Raw genomic sequence first — 17,308 nt, forward strand, 5'->3', positions numbered from 1 at the left:
TCTGCGCGGGTGCACAGGGAGGAACCTATGCGGTGGTTGCATGCCGCGGGTAGGGGTCTCCTGGCTCTGGTCGTGGTCCTGACCGGATACGCGGCCTCCGGCGCGCACGCTGGCGAGGGCATCGGCGGCGGCCGCGGCCCACTGACCTTGGCCACCGCGGGGGACCTCACGGGCTATCTCGGCCCGCTCCTGGAGGGCTGGAACCGCACCCACCCCGGCGAGAAGATCAACCTCGTCGAACTTCCCGACTCCGCCGACGAGACCCACGCGCAGATGGTCACCGACCTGCGCGGCGGCGACCGCAGCCGGTTCGACGTCCTCAACATCGACGTCGCCTGGACCTCGGAGTTCGCGGCGGCGGGCTGGATCCGGCAGCTGCCCCGGGACCGCTTCCCGCTGGACACGTTCCTGCCCCGGGTCGTCGACACGGCGACCTACGACGGACGGCTGTACGCCGTCCCGTACGTCACCAACGCCGGCCTGCTCCTGTACCGCAAGGACATCCTGGCCAAGGAGGGCGTCCCGCCGCCGCGCACCTGGGCCGAGCTAGAGCGCGACGCGAAGATTATCGCGCCGAAGTACGGACTCGACGGCTACGCAGGCCAGCTCCTGCCCTACGAGGGGCTCACTGTGAACGCCGCCGAGGCCGTCTACTCGGCCGGCGGCACCATCCTCGGTGACGAGGGCACCCGGGTCACCGTGGACTCCGCGGCGGCCCGGGAGGGCATCGGGTTCCTCGCCCGCGGGGTGCAGGAGGGCTGGATTCCCAAGGCCGCCCTGAACTACACGGAGGAGGAGTCCAAACGGGCCTTCCAGGACGGGCATCTGCTCTTCCTCCGCAACTGGCCGTACGCGTACGTCAGCGCCTCGGCCAGGGGCTCGGCGGTCGCCGGCAAGGTCGGCGCCGTGCCGCTGCCCGGGCCGGACGGGCCGGGCACCAGCGTTCTCGGCGGCTCCAACCTGGCCGTCAACATGCACGCCCGGCATCCCGACTCGGCCGCGCGGCTGATCGCGTACCTCACCAGCGCGCCCGTGCAGCGCCAGGTCCTCACCCACGGCGCGCTGCCGCCGGTGCGGGCCGCGCTGTACGACGATCCCGCGCTGATCCGCGAGTTCCCCTATCTGCCGACCCTGCGGGCCGGCCTGAAGGCGGCCCGGCCGCGTCCCAAGAGCCCCCGCTACGACCAGGTCAGCCTGGTGGTGCAGGCCGTCGTGCACGACGGCCTGACCGGACACGAGACGGCCGCGGCGGTGGTGCGTCGGCTGGCGCGGGAACTGGCCGCTCTCTCCGACCAATAGTTACCTGTTAGGTAACGCCACGGTCTCTTCCGCGCTCTTGGGTGACCTATTTTTCCTGATATAGAACCCCAACTTGTCAGTAGCTTTTGTCCTGCTCGTTGACACCCTCTCGACACTGCTACTTAACATGCATGCATAACTGCTGCCCTTCTCAGAGACAGGTCAACGGGTTGAACAGGCACCCTTGGTGGCGTGACGCAGTGATCTACCAGGTGTACGTCCGCAGCTTCCTGGACAGCACCGGCGACGGCATCGGCGATCTGGCCGGTGTCCGGGCCGGACTGCCGTACCTGAAGAAACTCGGTGTCGACGGGATCTGGCTGAGCCCCTTCTACCCCTCGCCGCAGCACGACCACGGCTACGACGTGGCCAGCTACTGCGACGTGGACCCGCTCTTCGGCGACCTCGCCGAGTTCGACCTGCTGACGGCGGCCGCCCGGCGGTTCGGCATCAGGGTGCTGCTCGACATCGTTCCCAACCACTGCTCCGACGAGCACCACTGGTTCCGGCAGGCCCTCGCCGCCCCGCCCGGCAGCCGGGAGCGCGGCCGCTTCCACTTCGCTGACGGCCGCGGCCCCGACGGCTCCGAGCCGCCCAACAACTGGCACTCAATGTTCGGCGGCCCTGCCTGGACCCGGGTGACCGAGGCGGACGGCCGGCCCGGACAGTGGTACCTGCACATGTTCGCGCCCGAGCAGCCCGACTGGAACTGGCGCACCCCCGAGGTCGCCGCCGAGTTCGACCAGGTGCTCCGCTTCTGGCTCGACCGGGGCGTCGACGGCTTCCGTATCGACGTCGCCGCCGGCCTCTTCAAACACCCCGAGCTGCCCGACTCCCCGGACCCGGAGGCAGACGCCCGCACCCGCGACTCGGTCAACCCCCTTGCCTGGAACCAGGCCGAGGTGCACGACGTCTGGCGGCACTGGCGCACGGTGTGCGAGGAGTACACGGCACGTGACGGCCGCGAACGCCTCCTCGTCGGCGAGGTGTCGGTGCCGACGGCCCGTGACCACGCGCTGTACGTCCGCCCTGACGAACTCCACCAGGCGTTCTTCTTCGACCTGCTGAGCGCGCCGTGGGACGCCGACGCCTTCCGCAAGGTCATCGGCGAGGCCATGCAGGACATCGCCGGCACCGGCTCCACGGTCACCTGGGTCCTCAACAACCACGACCAGGTCCGCTCGGTCACCCGCTACGGCGAACCCACCCCCGAGGGCAGCGGACTCGGCGCCGCCCGCGCCCGAGCCGCCGCGCTGCTGATGCTGGCACTGCCCGGCGCCGCCTACATCTACCAGGGCGAGGAACTGGGTCTGCCCGAAGTCGTCGACCTGCCCGACGACGTGCTCACCGACCCGATCTTCCGGCGCACTGGCAGCCGGGCCCGGATCCGCGACGGCTGCCGGGTTCCGCTCCCGTGGTCGGGACAGGCCTCTCCGTTCGGCTTCACCTCCGGCGCCGAGGGGGCCCGGCCCTGGTTGCCGCAGCCCGACTACTTCGCCGAGTACGCCACCGACCGCGCCCTCGCCGACACCCGCTCCTTCTGGCACCTGTACCGCGACGGACTCCAGCTCAGGTCCCAGCTGCCCCAGTTGGGAGACGGACCGCTGGAGTGGCTGGACACCCCGCCCGGCGTCCTCGGCTTCATCCGCGGCGACGGCCTGGTCTGCGCCGTCAACTTCGGTACGACGCCCACCGCCGCACCCGTCTCCGGCACCCCGCTGCTCGCCAGCGGCCCCTGCCCCACCGGAATACTGCCCGGCTCCACCGCCGCCTGGTGGATCAACGACCTCTGATCACCCTCTCAACTGGCGCTCTTCCTAAGGGACATCAATGATGATGCGACGACGCACCACCCTGCTCCGCGGCTGCACCGCCCTCGTCCTCGCGCTCGGCGCCACCGCATGCGGAGGCAGCAGCGGCCCGGTCTCGGGCGGCGGCGGCAACAAGTCACTCAACGGTCAGACCGTCACCGTGGCCGGCGTCTGGTCCGGTGACGAACTCAAGAGCTTCCAGAAGGTCCTCGACGCGTTCAGCGCCAAGACCGGCGCCAAGACCCAGTTCGTGTCCACCGGCGACAACGTCTCCACCGTCATCGGCAGCAAGATCGAGGGCGGCAACGCCCCCGACGTCGTCATGGTCCCGCAGGTCGGCGTGCTCCAGCAGTTCGCCAAGAGCGGCTGGCTGAAGCCGCTCTCCAAGACCACGCAGCAGTCCGTGGACAGCAACTTCGCGCCGGTCTGGAAGAACTACGGCAGCGTCGGCGGCACCCCCTACGGCCTCTACTTCAAGGCCGCCGACAAATCCACCGTCTGGTACAGCCCCGACGCCCTCGAGCAGGCTGGCGTCAAGCCGCCCACCACCTGGGCCGACATGCTGAAGGCCGGGCGCACCATCTCCGACTCGGGGCTCGCCGCCTTCTCCGTGGCCGGCGCGGACGGCTGGCCCATCACTGACTGGGCGGAGAACGTCTACCTCTCCCAGGCCGGACCCGAGAAGTACGACGCCCTCGCCGCACACAAGATCAAGTGGACCGACCCGTCCGTGGTCAAGGCGCTCGGCACGCTCGGCACCCTCTTCAAGGACAAGCAGCTGATCGCGGGCGGTCCGAAGGAGGCTCTCAACACCGACTTTCCGGGCTCCGTGCAGAAGGTCTTCGGGCCCAAGCCGGAGGCGGCCATGGTCTACGAGGGCGACTTCGTCGCCGGGGTGGCCCATGACCAGTTCGGCAAGACGATCGGCAAGGACGCGAACTTCTTCCCCTTCCCGGCCGTCGACGGCGGGAAGGCGCCCGTGGTCAGCGGTGGTGACGCGGCGGTCGTCCTGAAGGCCGCAAAGAACGCCACGGCCGGTATGAAGCTCCTGGAGTACCTGGCCACGCCGGAGGCCGCGGCCGTCTGGGCGAAGGAGGGCGGCTTCCTGTCCCCGAACAAGAACCTGGACCTGTCCTACTACAGCGACGACGTCACCCGCGCCATCGCCAAGTCCCTGGTGGGCGGAGGCGACTCGGTCCGTTTCGACATGTCCGACCAGGCACCTGCGGCCTTCGGCGGCACCAAGGGCGCCGGCGAGTGGAAGATCCTCCAGGACTTCCTGGCCGACCCGTCCGACCCGAAGGCGACCGCCGCTCAGCTGGAGGCCGCCGCGGCCAAGGCGTACAAGGACTGACGGCCGTGACCGCGACATTGGTGAAGGACACCAGCCCGCCCCTGTCCGGGCAGGCCGAACGCGCCCGGCGGACCCGGCGCCGCGGCCGGATCATAGCCCTGCTCTTCGTCTTCCCGGCCCTGCTCCTGCTGGGCGCGCTGGTCGTCTACCCCGTCCTGTTCTCGATCGTCCGCAGCTTCTTCGACGCGTCCGGCACCCGGTTCGTCGGCGGCGACAACTACACCGAGATGTTCCGCGACCCGACGACCCTCAAGGCCATCCGCAACACCGTGATCTGGGTGCTGGTGGCTCCGACCCTGCTCACCGGGCTCGGCCTGATCCTCGCCGTGCTGGTGGAGAAGGTGCGCTGGGCGACCGCCTTCAAGCTGCTGCTGTTCATGCCGATGGCGGTCTCCTTCCTGGCCGCGGGCATCATCTTCCGGCTCGCCTACGACGAGGACCCGCACAAGGGCGTGCTCGACGCGGCCGTCGTCACCGTGCACAACGCGTTCAAGGGCACCGCCGAGTACCCCACCGCCCGCGCCCGCACCGGCCAGGGCCTCACAGCGCTGAAGGACGGCTCGTACCGCACGGCCGCGAACCTGGCTCCGGGTGACACGGTGACGCTGGGCCTGGTGGGCATCGCACCGAAGGACCTGCCGGGTGGTGCCCGGCCTGCCTATCCGGCCGCACAGGCCCAGGCCGCGGCCGGCGAACCGCGCGGGGTAGTCTACCTGGACTTCCCCCCGGGCGGCGGCGGCAGTCCGGGCGTGGTCGACCGTACGGAGAGCGGGCTGCCGCGGATGAAGGTCGAGGCGGTGCGCGCCGACGGCAAGGCGGTCGCGAGCACCAGCACCGCGGCCGACGGCTCCTTCCGCCTCACGGGATTGGCGGCCGGCTCCTACCGGGTCGAGCTGCCCGCCTCGAACTTCGCACAGCCCTATCAGGGCGTCTCCTGGCTCGGACCGACGCTCGTCACACCCGCCATCATCGGGGCCTACCTGTGGATCTGGACCGGTTTCGCGATGGTGCTGATCGGAGCCGGCCTGGCGGCCCTGCCCCGGGACGCGCTGGAGGCCGCCCGGATGGATGGCGCGAACGAGTGGCAGATCTTCCGGCGCATCACGGTGCCGCTGCTGGCGCCGGTGCTGACGGTGGTGTTCGTGACCCTCGTCATCAACGTGATGAAGGTCTTCGACCTCGTCTACATCATCGCGCCGGGGCAGGTGCAGGAGGACGCGACCGTCCTCGCGACCCAGATGTGGCTGGTGTCCTTCGGCGGTGGCAACAACCAGGGGCTCGGCAGCGCGCTCGGCGTACTGCTCCTGGTCCTGGTGATCCCCGCCATGGCCTTCAACGTCCGGCGCTTCCGGAGGAGTCAGCGATGAACGCGATCAGGCGCGGCCTGGGCAACGCCGTGGTGCAGGCCTTCCTCGTGGTGGTCGGGCTGGTCTGGCTCACCCCCCTTGCCGGGCTGCTGCTGTCCTCGCTGCGGTCCTCGCAGGACTCGGCGAGCAGCGGCTGGTGGACGGCGCTCACCAGCCCCGGGCAGCTGACCCTCGCCAACTACTCGGCCCTGCTGAAGAACTCGGGCATGACCCAGGCCTTCTGGAACACCGTGCTGATCTCGGTGCCGACGACCACACTGGTGGTCGTCGTGGCCGCGCTGGCCGGATACGCCTTCGCCTGGCTGGACTTCCCGGGCCGGGAAACCGTGTTCCTGCTGGTGGTCGCCCTGTTGGTGGTACCGGTGCAGATCGGCCTGCTGCCCGTCGCCAAACTCTTCGGACAACTGGGGCTGTTCGGCACGATTCCCGGCGTGGTGCTGTTCCACGTGGCCTACGGACTGCCGTTCGCGGTCTTCCTGCTGCGGAACTACTTCGCCGAGATGCCCAAGGAGATGCTGGAGGCCGCCCGCATGGACGGCGGCAGCGAGTGGCGGATCTTCACCCGGCTGGTGCTGCCGGTCGGACGGCCGGCCATCGCCAGCCTCGCCATCTTCCAGTTCCTGTGGGTCTGGAACGACATGCTGGTGGCTCTGCTGTTCGCGGACCCCTCCTCGCAGCCGCTGACCGTCGAACTCCAGTCGCAGATCAGGCAGTTCGGCAGCAACATCGATGTGCTGGCACCGGGCGCGTTCCTGTCGCTGGTGGTGCCCGTGGTGGTGTTCTTCGCCTTCCAGCGGCACTTCGTGCAGGGTGTGATGGCGGGGTCGGTGAAGTAGTGCCCGGTCTGTGGGGCGTGCGCGTAGACCGCTGGGGTCCTTGTGCGCAGAGTTGCCCCTTCGGGCGAAGCTCCGTTCCGCCCGGTGGCGAGCTTGCGCTCACTTGCCTCGAGCTCGGCCACCCGGGCCTCCGACTGCCGCACCCGCTCGTCCGGATTAGCGGACCGCACCACCTCCTGAGGCTGGGAGCCCGGCTTCGCAGTCGTGGCGGTGACGCCAAAGCGTTCGCGGTCCCGCAGTACCCACTCACGCCGGGTCGCCCGGTTGACGCCCAGGTCAGCGGAGATGCGTTTGTAGGTTGCTCCGGGTGTGGCCTCGTACAGGGCTACGACATCGGCCTTGAACTCGTCCGAGCACTCCTTCATTGCCATCAGGGGTCTTCTCGTTTCCTCCGGATCAAGTAGATCAAGTATCAGCGTGTTCACCACTCAGAGGGAGGCCTCCGGTTCGTGATCTGGCGTGCTGTCCAGCTAGCAAGCCCATAGGGGAGCCACTTACCGCGACTTTGACGAAGCGACGTTGCAAGGACTCGAATGAGACCATTGCTGTTGCTCTCTTTGAGGGTTTTCGGACGTTAGGGCTTTTATTCGTCAGGCTTAATGTTCGCGAGCAAAGATCCAAGTGACTTCATACCAACTCGGGGGCTCGATCACACACTCATTAACCCTTGTAGGGATCTTTGGAGGGATGAAAGTAGGCAGGCCAGTAGCTCTGTAGGGATCCAAGTAGGGATGTATGCAAGGTGCCAAGTAGCCCTGTAGGGATCCCAGTAGCTATGGAGCTCGGCGTGTGGCCACCTGCTCACTCGCCACGATGTGCATTGACATCCGAATCCCTCTGTGCCCGCTCCGCTTCACGGGGCTCCTTGATGACCCCTAAGGGAGTTTCGTTTGGATCAGCCGGTCGTTGGTCCGGGTGTGCCGGGGCGCGGATCGAGCCGTGACTCCCGGACCGCACGCCGAAGCGGGGTGGCCGGTGGCGCGACCACCGGGAGGTGATCGACGCGATCGCGTTCAAGTTCCAGACCGGAACGCAGTGGGTCCACCTGCCGGAGAAGTACGGCAACTGGCGAGGCGTCTACAACCGGCTGCGGATGTGGGCCATAGACGGCACCTGGGAGCGGGTGTTCACCGCGCTGATGGCCCAGGCCGACGCGGACGAGGACCTCAACTGGGCCGTCTCGGTGACCTCCACGATCGTGCGTGCCCACCAGCACGCGTCCGGGGCCCGGAAAAGGGGGCCCCGGCAGACGAGCCCGGCCACCACGCCATCGGCCGCTCCCGCGGCGGACTGACCACGAAGATCCACCTCGCTGCCGATGGCCGCTGTCGGCCTCTGGCATTCGTTCTCACCGCAGGCCAGGCCGGCGACGCACCTGCCTTCAACGACGTCATGGCCCGCCTGCGCGTTCCCCGGCGGCGAGGACGGCCCCGCACCAGGCCGGACCTGGTCCTGGCCGACAAGACACCCCATGCAGCTTTCCGGTCAAGCAGCCGCCGACAGTGGAGCTGGGGCGGAGGTGCTGAAGGCGATCGCTTCGTCGAACGTCTGGCGATTGGTCAGGCAGTGGTGGAGCTGGCCGAGCATGCGGTTGAAGAGATTGCGGAGGGCCGCGTGGAAGTGGTCGCCGGTGTCCCGTCTGCGGTTGTAGTGGTCGTGAGCTCCGGGTGAGGCGGTCAGCGCTGCGTATGTCCCAGACGTCACGCTCGGGCCCCTGCCGACCGGCCCAACCGGTCAACCCACATGTCTATTAGGCGTACTCCTCCCGCGGGATCCGCGAACATCTGCGCAAGCGCGGCATCCGGGCAGTGATCCCCGTCCCGGCGGACCAGCGGAGCCACCGGCTGCGTCACGGCAGCCGGCGGCAGGCCACGGGCCTTCGACCAGTGGCACGGCATCGCCACCCGCTACGAGAAGACCGCCACCATCTACCTGGCCGAACTCCACATCGCGGGCATCTTCCTGTGGTCCGCCCGATGATCCAAACGAAACTGCCTAGTGCACTCACCCCTCCTACTGAGCTGCGCCTGCCACCCTCGATGCCCCAACAGCTCGACCCTCCCAGGATCCGCTCCATTCGTCACTACGGCCAGGACTGTGCAGACACCGCGCTCCAACCGTCCATCCGGAGCGTCCGAGTTCACCCCGCACTCCTCGCCGGCGCCACTCGACCCCAACGTGACACGCCAAAGCACGGGTCCCGCCCTACACCACACCCATTCCTGTTATCTTCCTCGTGTCACGACGTAGCACGTCAGGGCCCGCTACACCACAAGCTGAGAAACAGAAGTGTCGCAAACGCCCCAATATTCGCGAGACTTCCGGGTCTCTGGCTGGCTACAGCAGGCTCGATTCAAGTCGCGGCGTGGCACGCATAAACGGTCAGACCTCCTCACAGTGAAGGGCATCCACCATGACCATCGTCTTGGCGATCGCTACGCAGAAGGGAGGGGTTGGCAAGACGAGCACAGTGGTCAACCTTGGCTGCCGACTGGCCATGGACGGGGCAAACGTCCTCATCATCGACCTCGAGCCTCAAGCTCAGGCAGGATCGGCACTCGGGGTCAACCTCGTCTCCGAGGACGAGATCCGACGGTCCCTAGGGCTCGCCCTTACCGACTCACTCACGAAGGCGGGCGGCCGCGACCCGCTCGCGAAGATCATGTACGACCGAAGTGAACTCGTGAGCGAGTACGACGGCGGCCGTCTGTGCGTTCTCGCCTCTGAGGAATCCACGATGACCGCGGCTCAGAATGCATTCGTCACACGGCCGTACTCCGACACACCAGTCCTCAGGCGCCGACTGCTCCACGAGTTCTCGGGCGAGTTCGACTACATCCTCATCGACACACCGCCTGCAGTCTCGTCCCTCAACGCCGTCGGCCTGGCCGCAGCCGACCACGTCATCAGCCTCGTCAATCCTGAGTACCCCACGATCAAGGGGGCGATGATTCTCAAGGAGGCCGTTCAGGCTGTCGAGAACCTCACTGCTGGCGAGTGCAAGCCACGCTTCCTCGGAGCGTTCATGAACCGCTCTAACCCTGAGTCGGCTTGGACCATAGAGGACCTCAACATCCTCGACATGATGATCAATGGCAGCCTGTATCCCTACGTGACGGATATCCGCAGGGACCGGCGTATCTCTCGGGCCTACTTCGATGGAAAGCCAGCCGTCCTCCAGCACCCCAACCAGTCGTGTGGCAAGCAGTACACCGACCTCCTTCAAGAGGTCCTTGACCGCATGGACGCACCTGAGGCGTCCTGGCCGATTGCGCAGCTGCCCGACGCGGGTGAGGAGGCAGCGGATGTCTGACACCCCAGCTAAGAAGACAGCAAAGAAGGCCTCGAAACGCATCTCCGCTCTCCGACGCCCCGAAGGCAACTCTGCCCTCCTCAACAACCCGGCTCTAAGCGGCGTAAAGGAGACGGTAAGCAGGTCGTACATCGGTGGAGGTCAAGGAGTCATTCCGGGGCCCTCTACGTCCGGAGATGCTCCGACGTCCGACGCCAAGGCAACGCCGGACAGCCCTGAGGCAGCGGCCGGCGCCGCTGCTGTGGTACCGGCTACCGACTCTGCCGAGCGCGTCTCAAACGCTCCGGAGCCAGACCTTCCCGAGATTCACGGAGATCTAAGCACCACGCCGGAACGCACGTCAGAGCCAGCCAGCGACATCGCCGACGCACCTCCTGGAGCTCAGTCCACGACCACCGGCTCTGAGCCCGCGCGTGCCGAAGAGCCTCAAATCGCTGCTGAGACGAACGGCGTCGTGTCTGGCCAAGGGAACCAACTCACGCCCACCGGCGGTCACCCCGCGAATGCCGAAGTGGCAGATGCCGACGACGACCACACCGACGAAGCTGACGACGCCAAGCAGGCCGACGCCAAGAAACGCTCTGCGACACCACGTGGCCGACGTCGTCAGACCGCTCAGCAGGCCCTCGAGAAGTCGTACACCGAGAGTGTGATCGACCTGCGGCTGAGGAAGAAGGAATGGGCAGCACATCCCTTCCGCTTCACGCCCAACCAGATCACTCAGATGAACAAGCGCGCCGCCGAAGACAGCGCGGCAACTGGGCTGCCACTTACGTCGGCGCAGTACGTCAACGCCGCGATGGCCATGCACCTACCCGCCACGCTCGAAGAGCAACTCGATCTCGCCGAGGCCTTCCTCCGAGACATGGGAGCCCGCCGAATCCCCGAAGGACAGCAGTCGTCCTACCGGGTGAGTCCCGAAGTCCTCAACATCGTCCGCCCCTTGTCTAATCACCTCAAAGCGGCGGGCAAGGCGAGAACCGGCTATCACATCTACTCTGCTGTGCTCGCACGTTACCTGCAGGATCTCGCGAGCGAGGGTCCACTGACGTTCGAGAGCTAAGCCCAAGACGAAGGGGCCACCTCCCAAGGGGGAGGTGGCCCCTTCGTCTTGGGCTGCTCGCACCCACAATTTGTAGGGAAGTCGGTAGGGATCCAAGTAGGCATACCAGTAGGTCTGTAGGTATCTGCACACTCATCTTTGCTCTCTTCTATCTATGGATCTACTGACCCTAGTGGGTCACGCTTCAGTGCTGCGGCGCATCACGTTTATGACGCCAAGAAACGGACCATCAGGGCGAGAACCTGCCGAAACGCCGAACTCGCCGACACGCCAAGCTGCTACGACGTGACACAAAATGAGCCGCGACTGCGATAGTGTGACCGGTGATCAATTGGACAGATGGATTCACCGTGAGGAGGGCCTGACGTGGCGGGGCGCATCACGCCGGCGTCGCTGGCTACGGCCGCGAAGCTCAATCGCATCTGGGTCAAAAAGGCAACCGAACTTGGACTGATCAGTCCGGCTTCCCTCGACGGCGAAGACGTCATCGTGGTTCAAGTGCTGGCTGTCGTCGATCAGCTCGTGTGGCCAGGCAACAAGCGTTCGAGGAGTCAGTCGAGGACTCTCGAGGTCGGCCTGCCACTCGTAGTGAACACCGCCCGCGACTCCATCACTGACATCCGAACCACCCGGGACACCGTTCTCTGGGTAGTGCAGGACGAGGTTCCTAAGGTCACCAACACCCTTGGCGAGCGCGCCCAGTACGTCATCGACGTCCTCGGACGGAGGTGTGCTTACGCCATTCCGCTCGGCGAATGGATTGCCACTCTTCCCAAGGGTTACGAGGTCCCAGCGACCCACAGGCTAGCTGGGCACGGGGCTCTTGCATCCGCCATCGCCACCGCCGACACCGCGACCGAGGACGCCAGCCTGGAACAGTCAGCCACGGCCTAGGACTTGTGCTCAGCAACTCCGGCTGAGCACAAAAACTGCTGGCCCGGGACTCCGCAATCCCGGGCCAGTCACGTCGAGGAGGTGAGCGTTACTCCACATCCCTAGCTGAATACGTGTCGCGCATCCGGCTTCCCTACCTTCCCAGGCGCTGCCGGTTGGCGATGTGAGTTTCCCTCGTACGTCCTCGACTGGAGCACATCATAGCTACCCGTATGAGGGCTGGCGTAGTCGTGCCCGAAGCAGACAGCAATCGTGCGTCCGCCCGCCCACCGGTTCCTCCGTCCTCGTCGTCCTCGACCGCGCCGTCTGCGTCAGATGCTGTGAAGGATGGCGAGGGGTCTGTGCTCGCTTCCAACGAGCCTCTTGTTCTCACGCGGAGCATGCGCAGCGCGCTGCTCTCGTCTGTGGGGGCGCTCTTTGCTGACCCGCGCTTGGACGGGGCGAGCGATCCCGTACGTCTCACCTCGGTCCTGGTGCTCGCGAAGGCCCCGGCGGCGTCTGCGCACGTGATCACGATGTCCCGGGATCTGGCCGGCTGGCTGGGCTACGGGGTTTCGCACGTTCTGCACACGGTTGTTCCTGATGTCCGGGCGAGCGGGATCGCGACGTGCGTTCCCGCTAGGGACGCGGCGGGTTGGACGCACGCGCTGGATTTCGAGCTGCTGCCGCTGAAGGAGGCGCGTGGTCAGCGGGGGTTGAATCCGCTGTCGCTGTTGAGCCGGCGGGACCTCGCGACGTTCCTCCGTTTCTGCGAGGCGGTGCTGTGCCCGGGGTGGGCGCCGCAGGATCGGCCTGCGACGCCGGCGGGGTTCCTCGCACGGCGGCGAGGGAGGGGGGCCGCCACCGACCGTCTGGCGATGTTGTTGCTGGCGTTGAACGCCCGTGCCGATGGTCGGGTGCCGATGGCTCCAGGGCGTCTCCCGAAGGGCTACAACCGGTCCGAGGCGACGGTGGCCAAGCTGCTGGGCTGCTCCATCGAGGATGCCCGTCCGGTGCTGAAGCGGCTGTTGGTGCTGGGAGGTGTGGCGTGGGACCGGCCGGAGCGGTACGGGCAGGATCGACTGCTGGTGCCGGCGATCCGGGACGCCTGCGAGCGTGCTCGGGCAGCGTCGAAGCCTGCGCCCGAGCCGTCGGTTGAGGATGCGTCGGCCTCCCCAGCGCCTGCGGCTCCTCCGGGGCCTCAGGCGGATGCCGGGTGCGCGCGGTGCGGTGAGGAGGCGGAGTCCGAGGGCCTGGTCCTGGCCGGGGATGGCTGGGCACAATTGAGCTTCGAGGACGTTCCGGTCGAGGTTTCTGGTGCATGTGGGGTTCAGGAGCCGGACGTCTACCCATCGTCGCAGGTGGATGCGGGTTTTGATGGTGGTTCAGGGGAAGCGGTTGGTGCAGGCCCCCACACGGCCCACCCACCTGTGGTTTCTTTTTCTTCTTCGTCTGCGGGTGCTCTGGACTGTTTTTCCGGCTCTGCCGTCTTGGGTGCCGACCGTCTGCGGGACCGCGCGGGCGCGGGTGAGGATCTCCCAGGGGTTACGGGAGCTCTTGCTGGTTCGGCGGGTGCGACGGGCCCGCTTCGCGGGGAACAGCAAAGCGCGGCAACGGGATCGGGGTCGGGGTCGGTCTTGCCGGTGCGAACCACCGGGTACGTACGGCCGGTTGGGGTGCCGGAGGACCTGAAGGTGGCTCTGGCTCCGGTGGCGTGGCTCTGGGCTGAGCTGGGGCGCGCGTCGACCGGGGTGTGGCTGGCGAAGACGGTGCGTCGGGAGCTGGTGCGGCTGCGGAGCTTCGTGGGTGACGGGGAGGGTGTGGCCGAGCGGCGGCTGGCTGAGCGGCTCAAGCGCCGGCTAGACCGGCAGCGGAGCCCGGTGCAGGACTTGGCGGCCTGGCTGATTAGGCGGGGGCTGCCGCAGAACAACGGGTGCTGGTCGGACCTGTGTGATGACGGGATCCGCATCGATTCCGGTGGCACCTGCCCCAGTTGCGACTGCCTGATCGGCGATCGGCGTGGTCTGCGCCAGATCGTGGCCACCGAGGTCGCGGCCCAGCACCCGCACGTGACCGCGGGCGAGTGGCGGGGGGTCTACGAGGAGGCGCTGCGTGCGAAGGTCGAATACCAGAGCGCGATGGACGTGGTGCGCCGGGAACGGGCGGCCGAACGCCAGGTCGCCTTCTACGCGGCCGTCGAGGAGCGGAAGGCGCAGCTGGCCGAGGAGAAGGCGCGGCGGGCGGCGCGGCCGTGTGAGGACTGTGGTCGCGCCGAGGCTGCCGGGCTGTGCCCGGTGTGCTCGCTGCACCGGTCCACGAAAGCCTTGGTCGACCAGGCCGTGGACATCGCCGTGGCGGTACGGGCCGACGTGGACAATCCTCAGGCGGTGGCCACGCTCACCGCACAAATTACCGAGGACACGTGGGCGTTCATCCGGGGTGCCGGGGCGGCGGACGACGCCGACGATCCGGTGTGCCGGGCGTTCGCCGAGAAGGACCTGGCCCAGAAGGTCCTCGAACAGCGCAGGCAGCGGGCGCTGGAGCGGTTGCGGGAGTCCGGCCCGGCCGAGATGGAGGCCGCTCATATCCGGCGGACGACTCTGCACGGCATGTTCCCGACGCAGAAGAACCGCGAGCGGGCCGAGAAGGCGGCCGGGAAGGCGCGGGAGAGGGTCGCTCAGGACCTGTTGCGTGAGTTCCTCGGCGACCTGGCCCGCGCGCGGGCCGCGGCGGTACCGCGCGAGAGGCCGCCGGCGTGGAGCGAGCGGTGCCTCGACCTGGCCGGCCGCCCGCTCGACGAGGACACGGTCGGGGTCGGGGCGGGAGTGGGGCGGGCGTGATGCGGCCTGTTCCGCATGGCAGCGAGCTGCCAGGGGCGGCGCGGTTCGTGCCGGAGGCGTTGGGCGGGCTCTGTGCAAGCCCGGCCATGCGCATGAAGCCGCCGCAGGTCACACGGTGTGCTGCTCGCCGGGGCCCGGTTTCCCTCTCAGACGGATGTCGCGGGCTCGGCCGGTCGTCTGGTGTCCGCCGCGCACGCCGAGGCCGACGGCGCGGCCCCGGTAGTGTCCTGGCCCACCTTGCGCGAATTCGCCGACCAGGACCTGGTGGTGCTGCTCGGTCCGGCCTCTGAACCAGTGCGAACCCTGTTCGCCGGCCGCCCCGATGTCGCCGAGCAACTGCTCGCGCCGTGGCGGGACCTCGCGGGAGAACGGCTGCGGCTGGAGGCCGTGCACCTGGGAAGCGAAGGCACCGGCGCGGGCTCGCTGCGGCTGGCCGCCCGCACTGTGGGCCTGGCCGGCCAGCTCGGCGTGGCTGCGGTGCTGGCGAACGCGGTCCGCTACGCGGACCCCGACCAGCACCGGCTGGCCGACGTGCTCGATGCGGCCCGGCTGCTGCGGCCCGTCGACCGCCAGCACCTGGACGGCGGCGAAAGCTGGCTGAAGGACCCGGCCGTCATGGCGACGCCCGCCGAGCGCACCACCCGGGATGCCGGACAGCCCGGTGTGCGGCTGCGGGTGTATGCCGATCTGCGGCAGGTCTCCGACGAATGAGGCTCCCCGGAGCGGGCCCGGTGGAGCACAGAGTGAGGCTGGCTCCGTCGCTACGGGGGAAAGTGACGGAGCCAGCCTGAGTCCACGATGTCACACCTGCTCAGACCGCGCGAACCCGCCTGCTCCGCGGACCGGCAGGGGCGTGGGCTGTCATACGGCGAGTTCGTCCAGGAGTTGGGGGCCGTTGTTGCGGACGTTGTTGACGGCGGCGGAGACCGGCCGGGCATACAGATGGCCTTCGGCCGGCTGGCTGAGCAAGGCCCGCAGCTCATCGGGATTCTGGTGAGTGGGATCGAGCCAGGCCTGGTAGTGATCGGGGGTGAGGGCAAGGGGCATGCGGGAGTGAACGCGGCCGGCCGCGTCAGTGGCTTCGGTGGTGATGATGGTGCAGGTCATCAACCAGGCAGCTGGGTCGTCTTCATTCTGGACGACTGGGTCGCGCCAGTATTTGTACAGGCTGGCGAGCGCCATCACCTCGTTGTCCTCGGGGTGAATGAAGTACGGCTGCTTGCGGAGCTTGCCGGTGTCGGGGGCCTTGACCTGCTCCCACTCGTAGAAGCCGTCGGCAGGCAGCAGACAGCGGCGCCGTGCGAACGCACGGCGGTAGGCGGGTTTCTCGTGTACTGTCTCCACCCGGGCATTGATCATCCGGGCGCCGATCTTCACGTCCTTCGCCCACGACGGCACCAGCCCCCAGCGCAGCGGCCGCAGCTCCCGCTCCGCCAGAGTGGTCTCATCTCCGTCGCGGGGCGTGCGCTCGAGGACGGCCCACACATCGTTGGTCGGGGCCACATTCCAGTTCGGTGCCAGCGTCTCCTGCGCGGGTACGTCGGGCACCTCAAAGAGCGGGGCCAGCTCCAGCGGGCTGCGAGCGGATACGTATCGACCACACATCGAACCGTGAGCATGTGCCGCGGCTGGTTGAACAACCAGGCTGCTGCCCCAGGCGGCATCGACGTCGTCCAGCCCGCAAGACGCAGAAACGCCACGATGCCCAGCCTGTCCGAACATCGGCCCTAAGAACTGATCGTCGAGCTGTATCGCGCCGAGGGGGCAGACCTGCTTGCGCGAGACCAGGCCGCGATGGCCGTCCTCGTCATGGTCCAGTTCGCCGAAGTGGGCGGTGTCCCAGTGGAGCAGGCTGGAGCAGAGCTTCTGGAAGCGCTCGGCCAGCGCCCACACTTCGCCAGGGCGTAGCTCTGCATAGTGATCGTCATGGGGTCATCATCGCTGCCGGGTCTGACATTGATACTCGTAGCGGGTTCCGGTGGTCGTGGCTCAGGGTCTGACTGCTGGGCTGTCCTGCTGCTGTTCTGTCCGGCCGCCGGGACCCGTTCTCCATTGCTCCGGCCAGGTGGAGCATGACCTGATAGGAGCTTGGCCAGAGGCCCCCTCAATGTCCTGTCTGACCCACCCGGCCGGTGTCACCGCCGGCCAGGAAGGCAGCACACAGGATGACAGCGACGACCACACCCGCCACCGAGCCGGAACTCCGGCAGGTAGGAGACCGGGTGATCATGCGCGGCCGGCTTCAACTGACCGGCGACGGAGCCGCCTACCTCCAGATGGGCCACTGGCCCGTGCTGTTCGACCTGGCCTCCCCCATCCCCAGCAGCATGGACGAGTCCTGGGTGGAGATCAGCGTCGTAACGGAGAGCGTCGCTCTTCACCCCTACCGAACCTGACCACCATCAGGTTCTCGGCTCCCTTGACTGCCAATAGGAGCATCAGCAGGTCTCGGGTGGGCTGGGGCCGACGGCCTCTCACCGGTGACCGCCGCATTGGGCGGAACGGCTACCAGACCTGGGTCTCGCCCACCTGTATGCGGTACTTGTATGAGT

General features: G+C 67.6%; 11 protein-coding genes and 5 pseudogenes. 13 read left to right on the forward strand and 3 right to left on the reverse strand.

The window, feature by feature from the left end; translation table 11 throughout:
- Positions 1 to 27 precede the first annotated feature (27 nt).
- From ACI2L1_RS24410 to ACI2L1_RS24430, 5 genes are all read left to right on the forward strand, one after another.
- Entirely contained in the window at positions 28 to 1,299 is a 1,272-nt protein-coding gene (locus tag ACI2L1_RS24410; protein WP_404741473.1) for an ABC transporter substrate-binding protein, read from the forward strand.
- Between the two features lie 131 nt (positions 1,300 to 1,430).
- Positions 1,431 to 3,092, forward strand: coding sequence for an alpha-amylase family glycosyl hydrolase (locus tag ACI2L1_RS24415; protein ID WP_404741474.1), 1,662 nt, complete (start codon positions 1,431 to 1,433; stop codon positions 3,090 to 3,092).
- A gap of 40 nt (positions 3,093 to 3,132) precedes the next feature.
- Positions 3,133 to 4,464: an ABC transporter substrate-binding protein gene (locus tag ACI2L1_RS24420; protein ID WP_404741550.1), complete on the forward strand. Its 1,332-nt coding sequence runs from the start codon at positions 3,133 to 3,135 to the stop codon at positions 4,462 to 4,464.
- A 5-nt stretch (positions 4,465 to 4,469) separates the two neighbouring features.
- Positions 4,470 to 5,831, forward strand: coding sequence for an ABC transporter permease subunit (locus tag ACI2L1_RS24425; protein WP_404741475.1), 1,362 nt, complete (start codon positions 4,470 to 4,472; stop codon positions 5,829 to 5,831).
- Positions 5,828 to 6,667, forward strand: coding sequence for a carbohydrate ABC transporter permease (locus ACI2L1_RS24430; protein ID WP_404741476.1), 840 nt, complete (start codon positions 5,828 to 5,830; stop codon positions 6,665 to 6,667). The genes ACI2L1_RS24425 and ACI2L1_RS24430 overlap by 4 nt, the downstream gene beginning before the upstream one ends.
- 119 nt (positions 6,668 to 6,786) lie before the next feature.
- Here the strand turns inward: ACI2L1_RS24430 and ACI2L1_RS24435 are convergent.
- Positions 6,787 to 7,038: pseudogene (locus ACI2L1_RS24435) on the reverse strand (transposase); the annotation flags it as partial.
- Positions 7,039 to 7,625: 587 nt separating this feature from the next.
- On the opposite strand from ACI2L1_RS24435, the pseudogene ACI2L1_RS24440 reads away from it, so the two are divergent.
- Positions 7,626 to 8,131 (forward strand): annotated as a pseudogene (locus ACI2L1_RS24440) (IS5 family transposase); the annotation flags it as partial.
- Positions 8,132 to 8,152: 21 nt separating this feature from the next.
- Here ACI2L1_RS24440 and ACI2L1_RS24445 read toward each other — a convergent pair.
- Positions 8,153 to 8,356 (reverse strand): annotated as a pseudogene (locus tag ACI2L1_RS24445) (IS110 family transposase); the annotation flags it as partial.
- Between the two features lie 65 nt (positions 8,357 to 8,421).
- Between ACI2L1_RS24445 and ACI2L1_RS24450 the strand changes: the two are divergent.
- The 6 genes and pseudogenes from ACI2L1_RS24450 to ACI2L1_RS24475 all read left to right on the forward strand — a co-directional run.
- Positions 8,422 to 8,647, forward strand: a pseudogene (locus ACI2L1_RS24450) (IS5/IS1182 family transposase); the annotation flags it as partial.
- Between the two features lie 433 nt (positions 8,648 to 9,080).
- Positions 9,081 to 9,980 (forward strand): ParA family protein, encoded by a 900-nt coding sequence (locus tag ACI2L1_RS24455; protein ID WP_404741477.1) that lies wholly within the window; start codon positions 9,081 to 9,083, stop codon positions 9,978 to 9,980.
- Positions 9,973 to 11,043: a hypothetical protein gene (locus ACI2L1_RS24460; RefSeq protein WP_404741478.1), complete on the forward strand. Its 1,071-nt coding sequence runs from the start codon at positions 9,973 to 9,975 to the stop codon at positions 11,041 to 11,043. Before ACI2L1_RS24455 ends, ACI2L1_RS24460 begins: the two co-directional genes overlap by 8 nt.
- 366 nt (positions 11,044 to 11,409) lie before the next feature.
- Positions 11,410 to 11,937, forward strand: a complete 528-nt coding sequence (locus tag ACI2L1_RS24465; protein ID WP_404741479.1) for a hypothetical protein — start codon at positions 11,410 to 11,412, stop codon at positions 11,935 to 11,937.
- A gap of 1,673 nt (positions 11,938 to 13,610) precedes the next feature.
- Complete coding sequence (locus ACI2L1_RS24470) at positions 13,611 to 14,756, forward strand: hypothetical protein (protein WP_404741480.1); 1,146 nt, start codon at positions 13,611 to 13,613, stop codon at positions 14,754 to 14,756.
- A gap of 174 nt (positions 14,757 to 14,930) precedes the next feature.
- A pseudogene (locus ACI2L1_RS24475) lies at positions 14,931 to 15,458 on the forward strand (DUF6207 family protein); the annotation flags it as partial.
- Positions 15,459 to 15,617: 159 nt separating this feature from the next.
- On the opposite strand, the gene ACI2L1_RS24480 reads toward ACI2L1_RS24475, so the two are convergent.
- A complete protein-coding gene (locus tag ACI2L1_RS24480; protein WP_404741551.1) occupies positions 15,618 to 16,361 on the reverse strand; it encodes an SOS response-associated peptidase in 744 nt (247 codons plus the stop codon).
- 560 nt (positions 16,362 to 16,921) lie between these two features.
- Here ACI2L1_RS24480 and ACI2L1_RS24485 point away from each other — a divergent pair.
- The gene (locus tag ACI2L1_RS24485) at positions 16,922 to 17,152 is read left to right on the forward strand and encodes a hypothetical protein (RefSeq protein WP_404741481.1); all 231 of its coding nucleotides are present in this window, start codon (positions 16,922 to 16,924) and stop codon (positions 17,150 to 17,152) included.
- Positions 17,153 to 17,308 lie beyond the last annotated feature (156 nt).

The organism is Streptomyces sp. NPDC019531 (assembly GCF_044903305.1).
Classification (GTDB): domain Bacteria; phylum Actinomycetota; class Actinomycetes; order Streptomycetales; family Streptomycetaceae; genus Streptomyces.

Excerpts from the sequence above, each read along its gene's own strand:
- ACI2L1_RS24410 (WP_404741473.1), top strand. The coding sequence starts at position 28 with ATGCGGTGGTTGCATGCCGCGGGTAGGGGTCTCCTGGCTCTGGTCGTG.
- ACI2L1_RS24415 (WP_404741474.1), top strand. The coding sequence starts at position 1,431 with ATGCATAACTGCTGCCCTTCTCAGAGACAGGTCAACGGGTTGAACAGG.
- ACI2L1_RS24420 (WP_404741550.1), top strand. The coding sequence starts at position 3,133 with ATGATGCGACGACGCACCACCCTGCTCCGCGGCTGCACCGCCCTCGTC.
- ACI2L1_RS24430 (WP_404741476.1), top strand. The coding sequence starts at position 5,828 with ATGAACGCGATCAGGCGCGGCCTGGGCAACGCCGTGGTGCAGGCCTTC.
- ACI2L1_RS24455 (WP_404741477.1), top strand. The coding sequence starts at position 9,081 with ATGACCATCGTCTTGGCGATCGCTACGCAGAAGGGAGGGGTTGGCAAG.
- ACI2L1_RS24460 (WP_404741478.1), top strand. The coding sequence starts at position 9,973 with ATGTCTGACACCCCAGCTAAGAAGACAGCAAAGAAGGCCTCGAAACGC.
- ACI2L1_RS24480 (WP_404741551.1), bottom strand. The coding sequence starts at position 16,361 with ATGTGTGGTCGATACGTATCCGCTCGCAGCCCGCTGGAGCTGGCCCCG.
- ACI2L1_RS24485 (WP_404741481.1), top strand. The coding sequence starts at position 16,922 with ATGACAGCGACGACCACACCCGCCACCGAGCCGGAACTCCGGCAGGTA.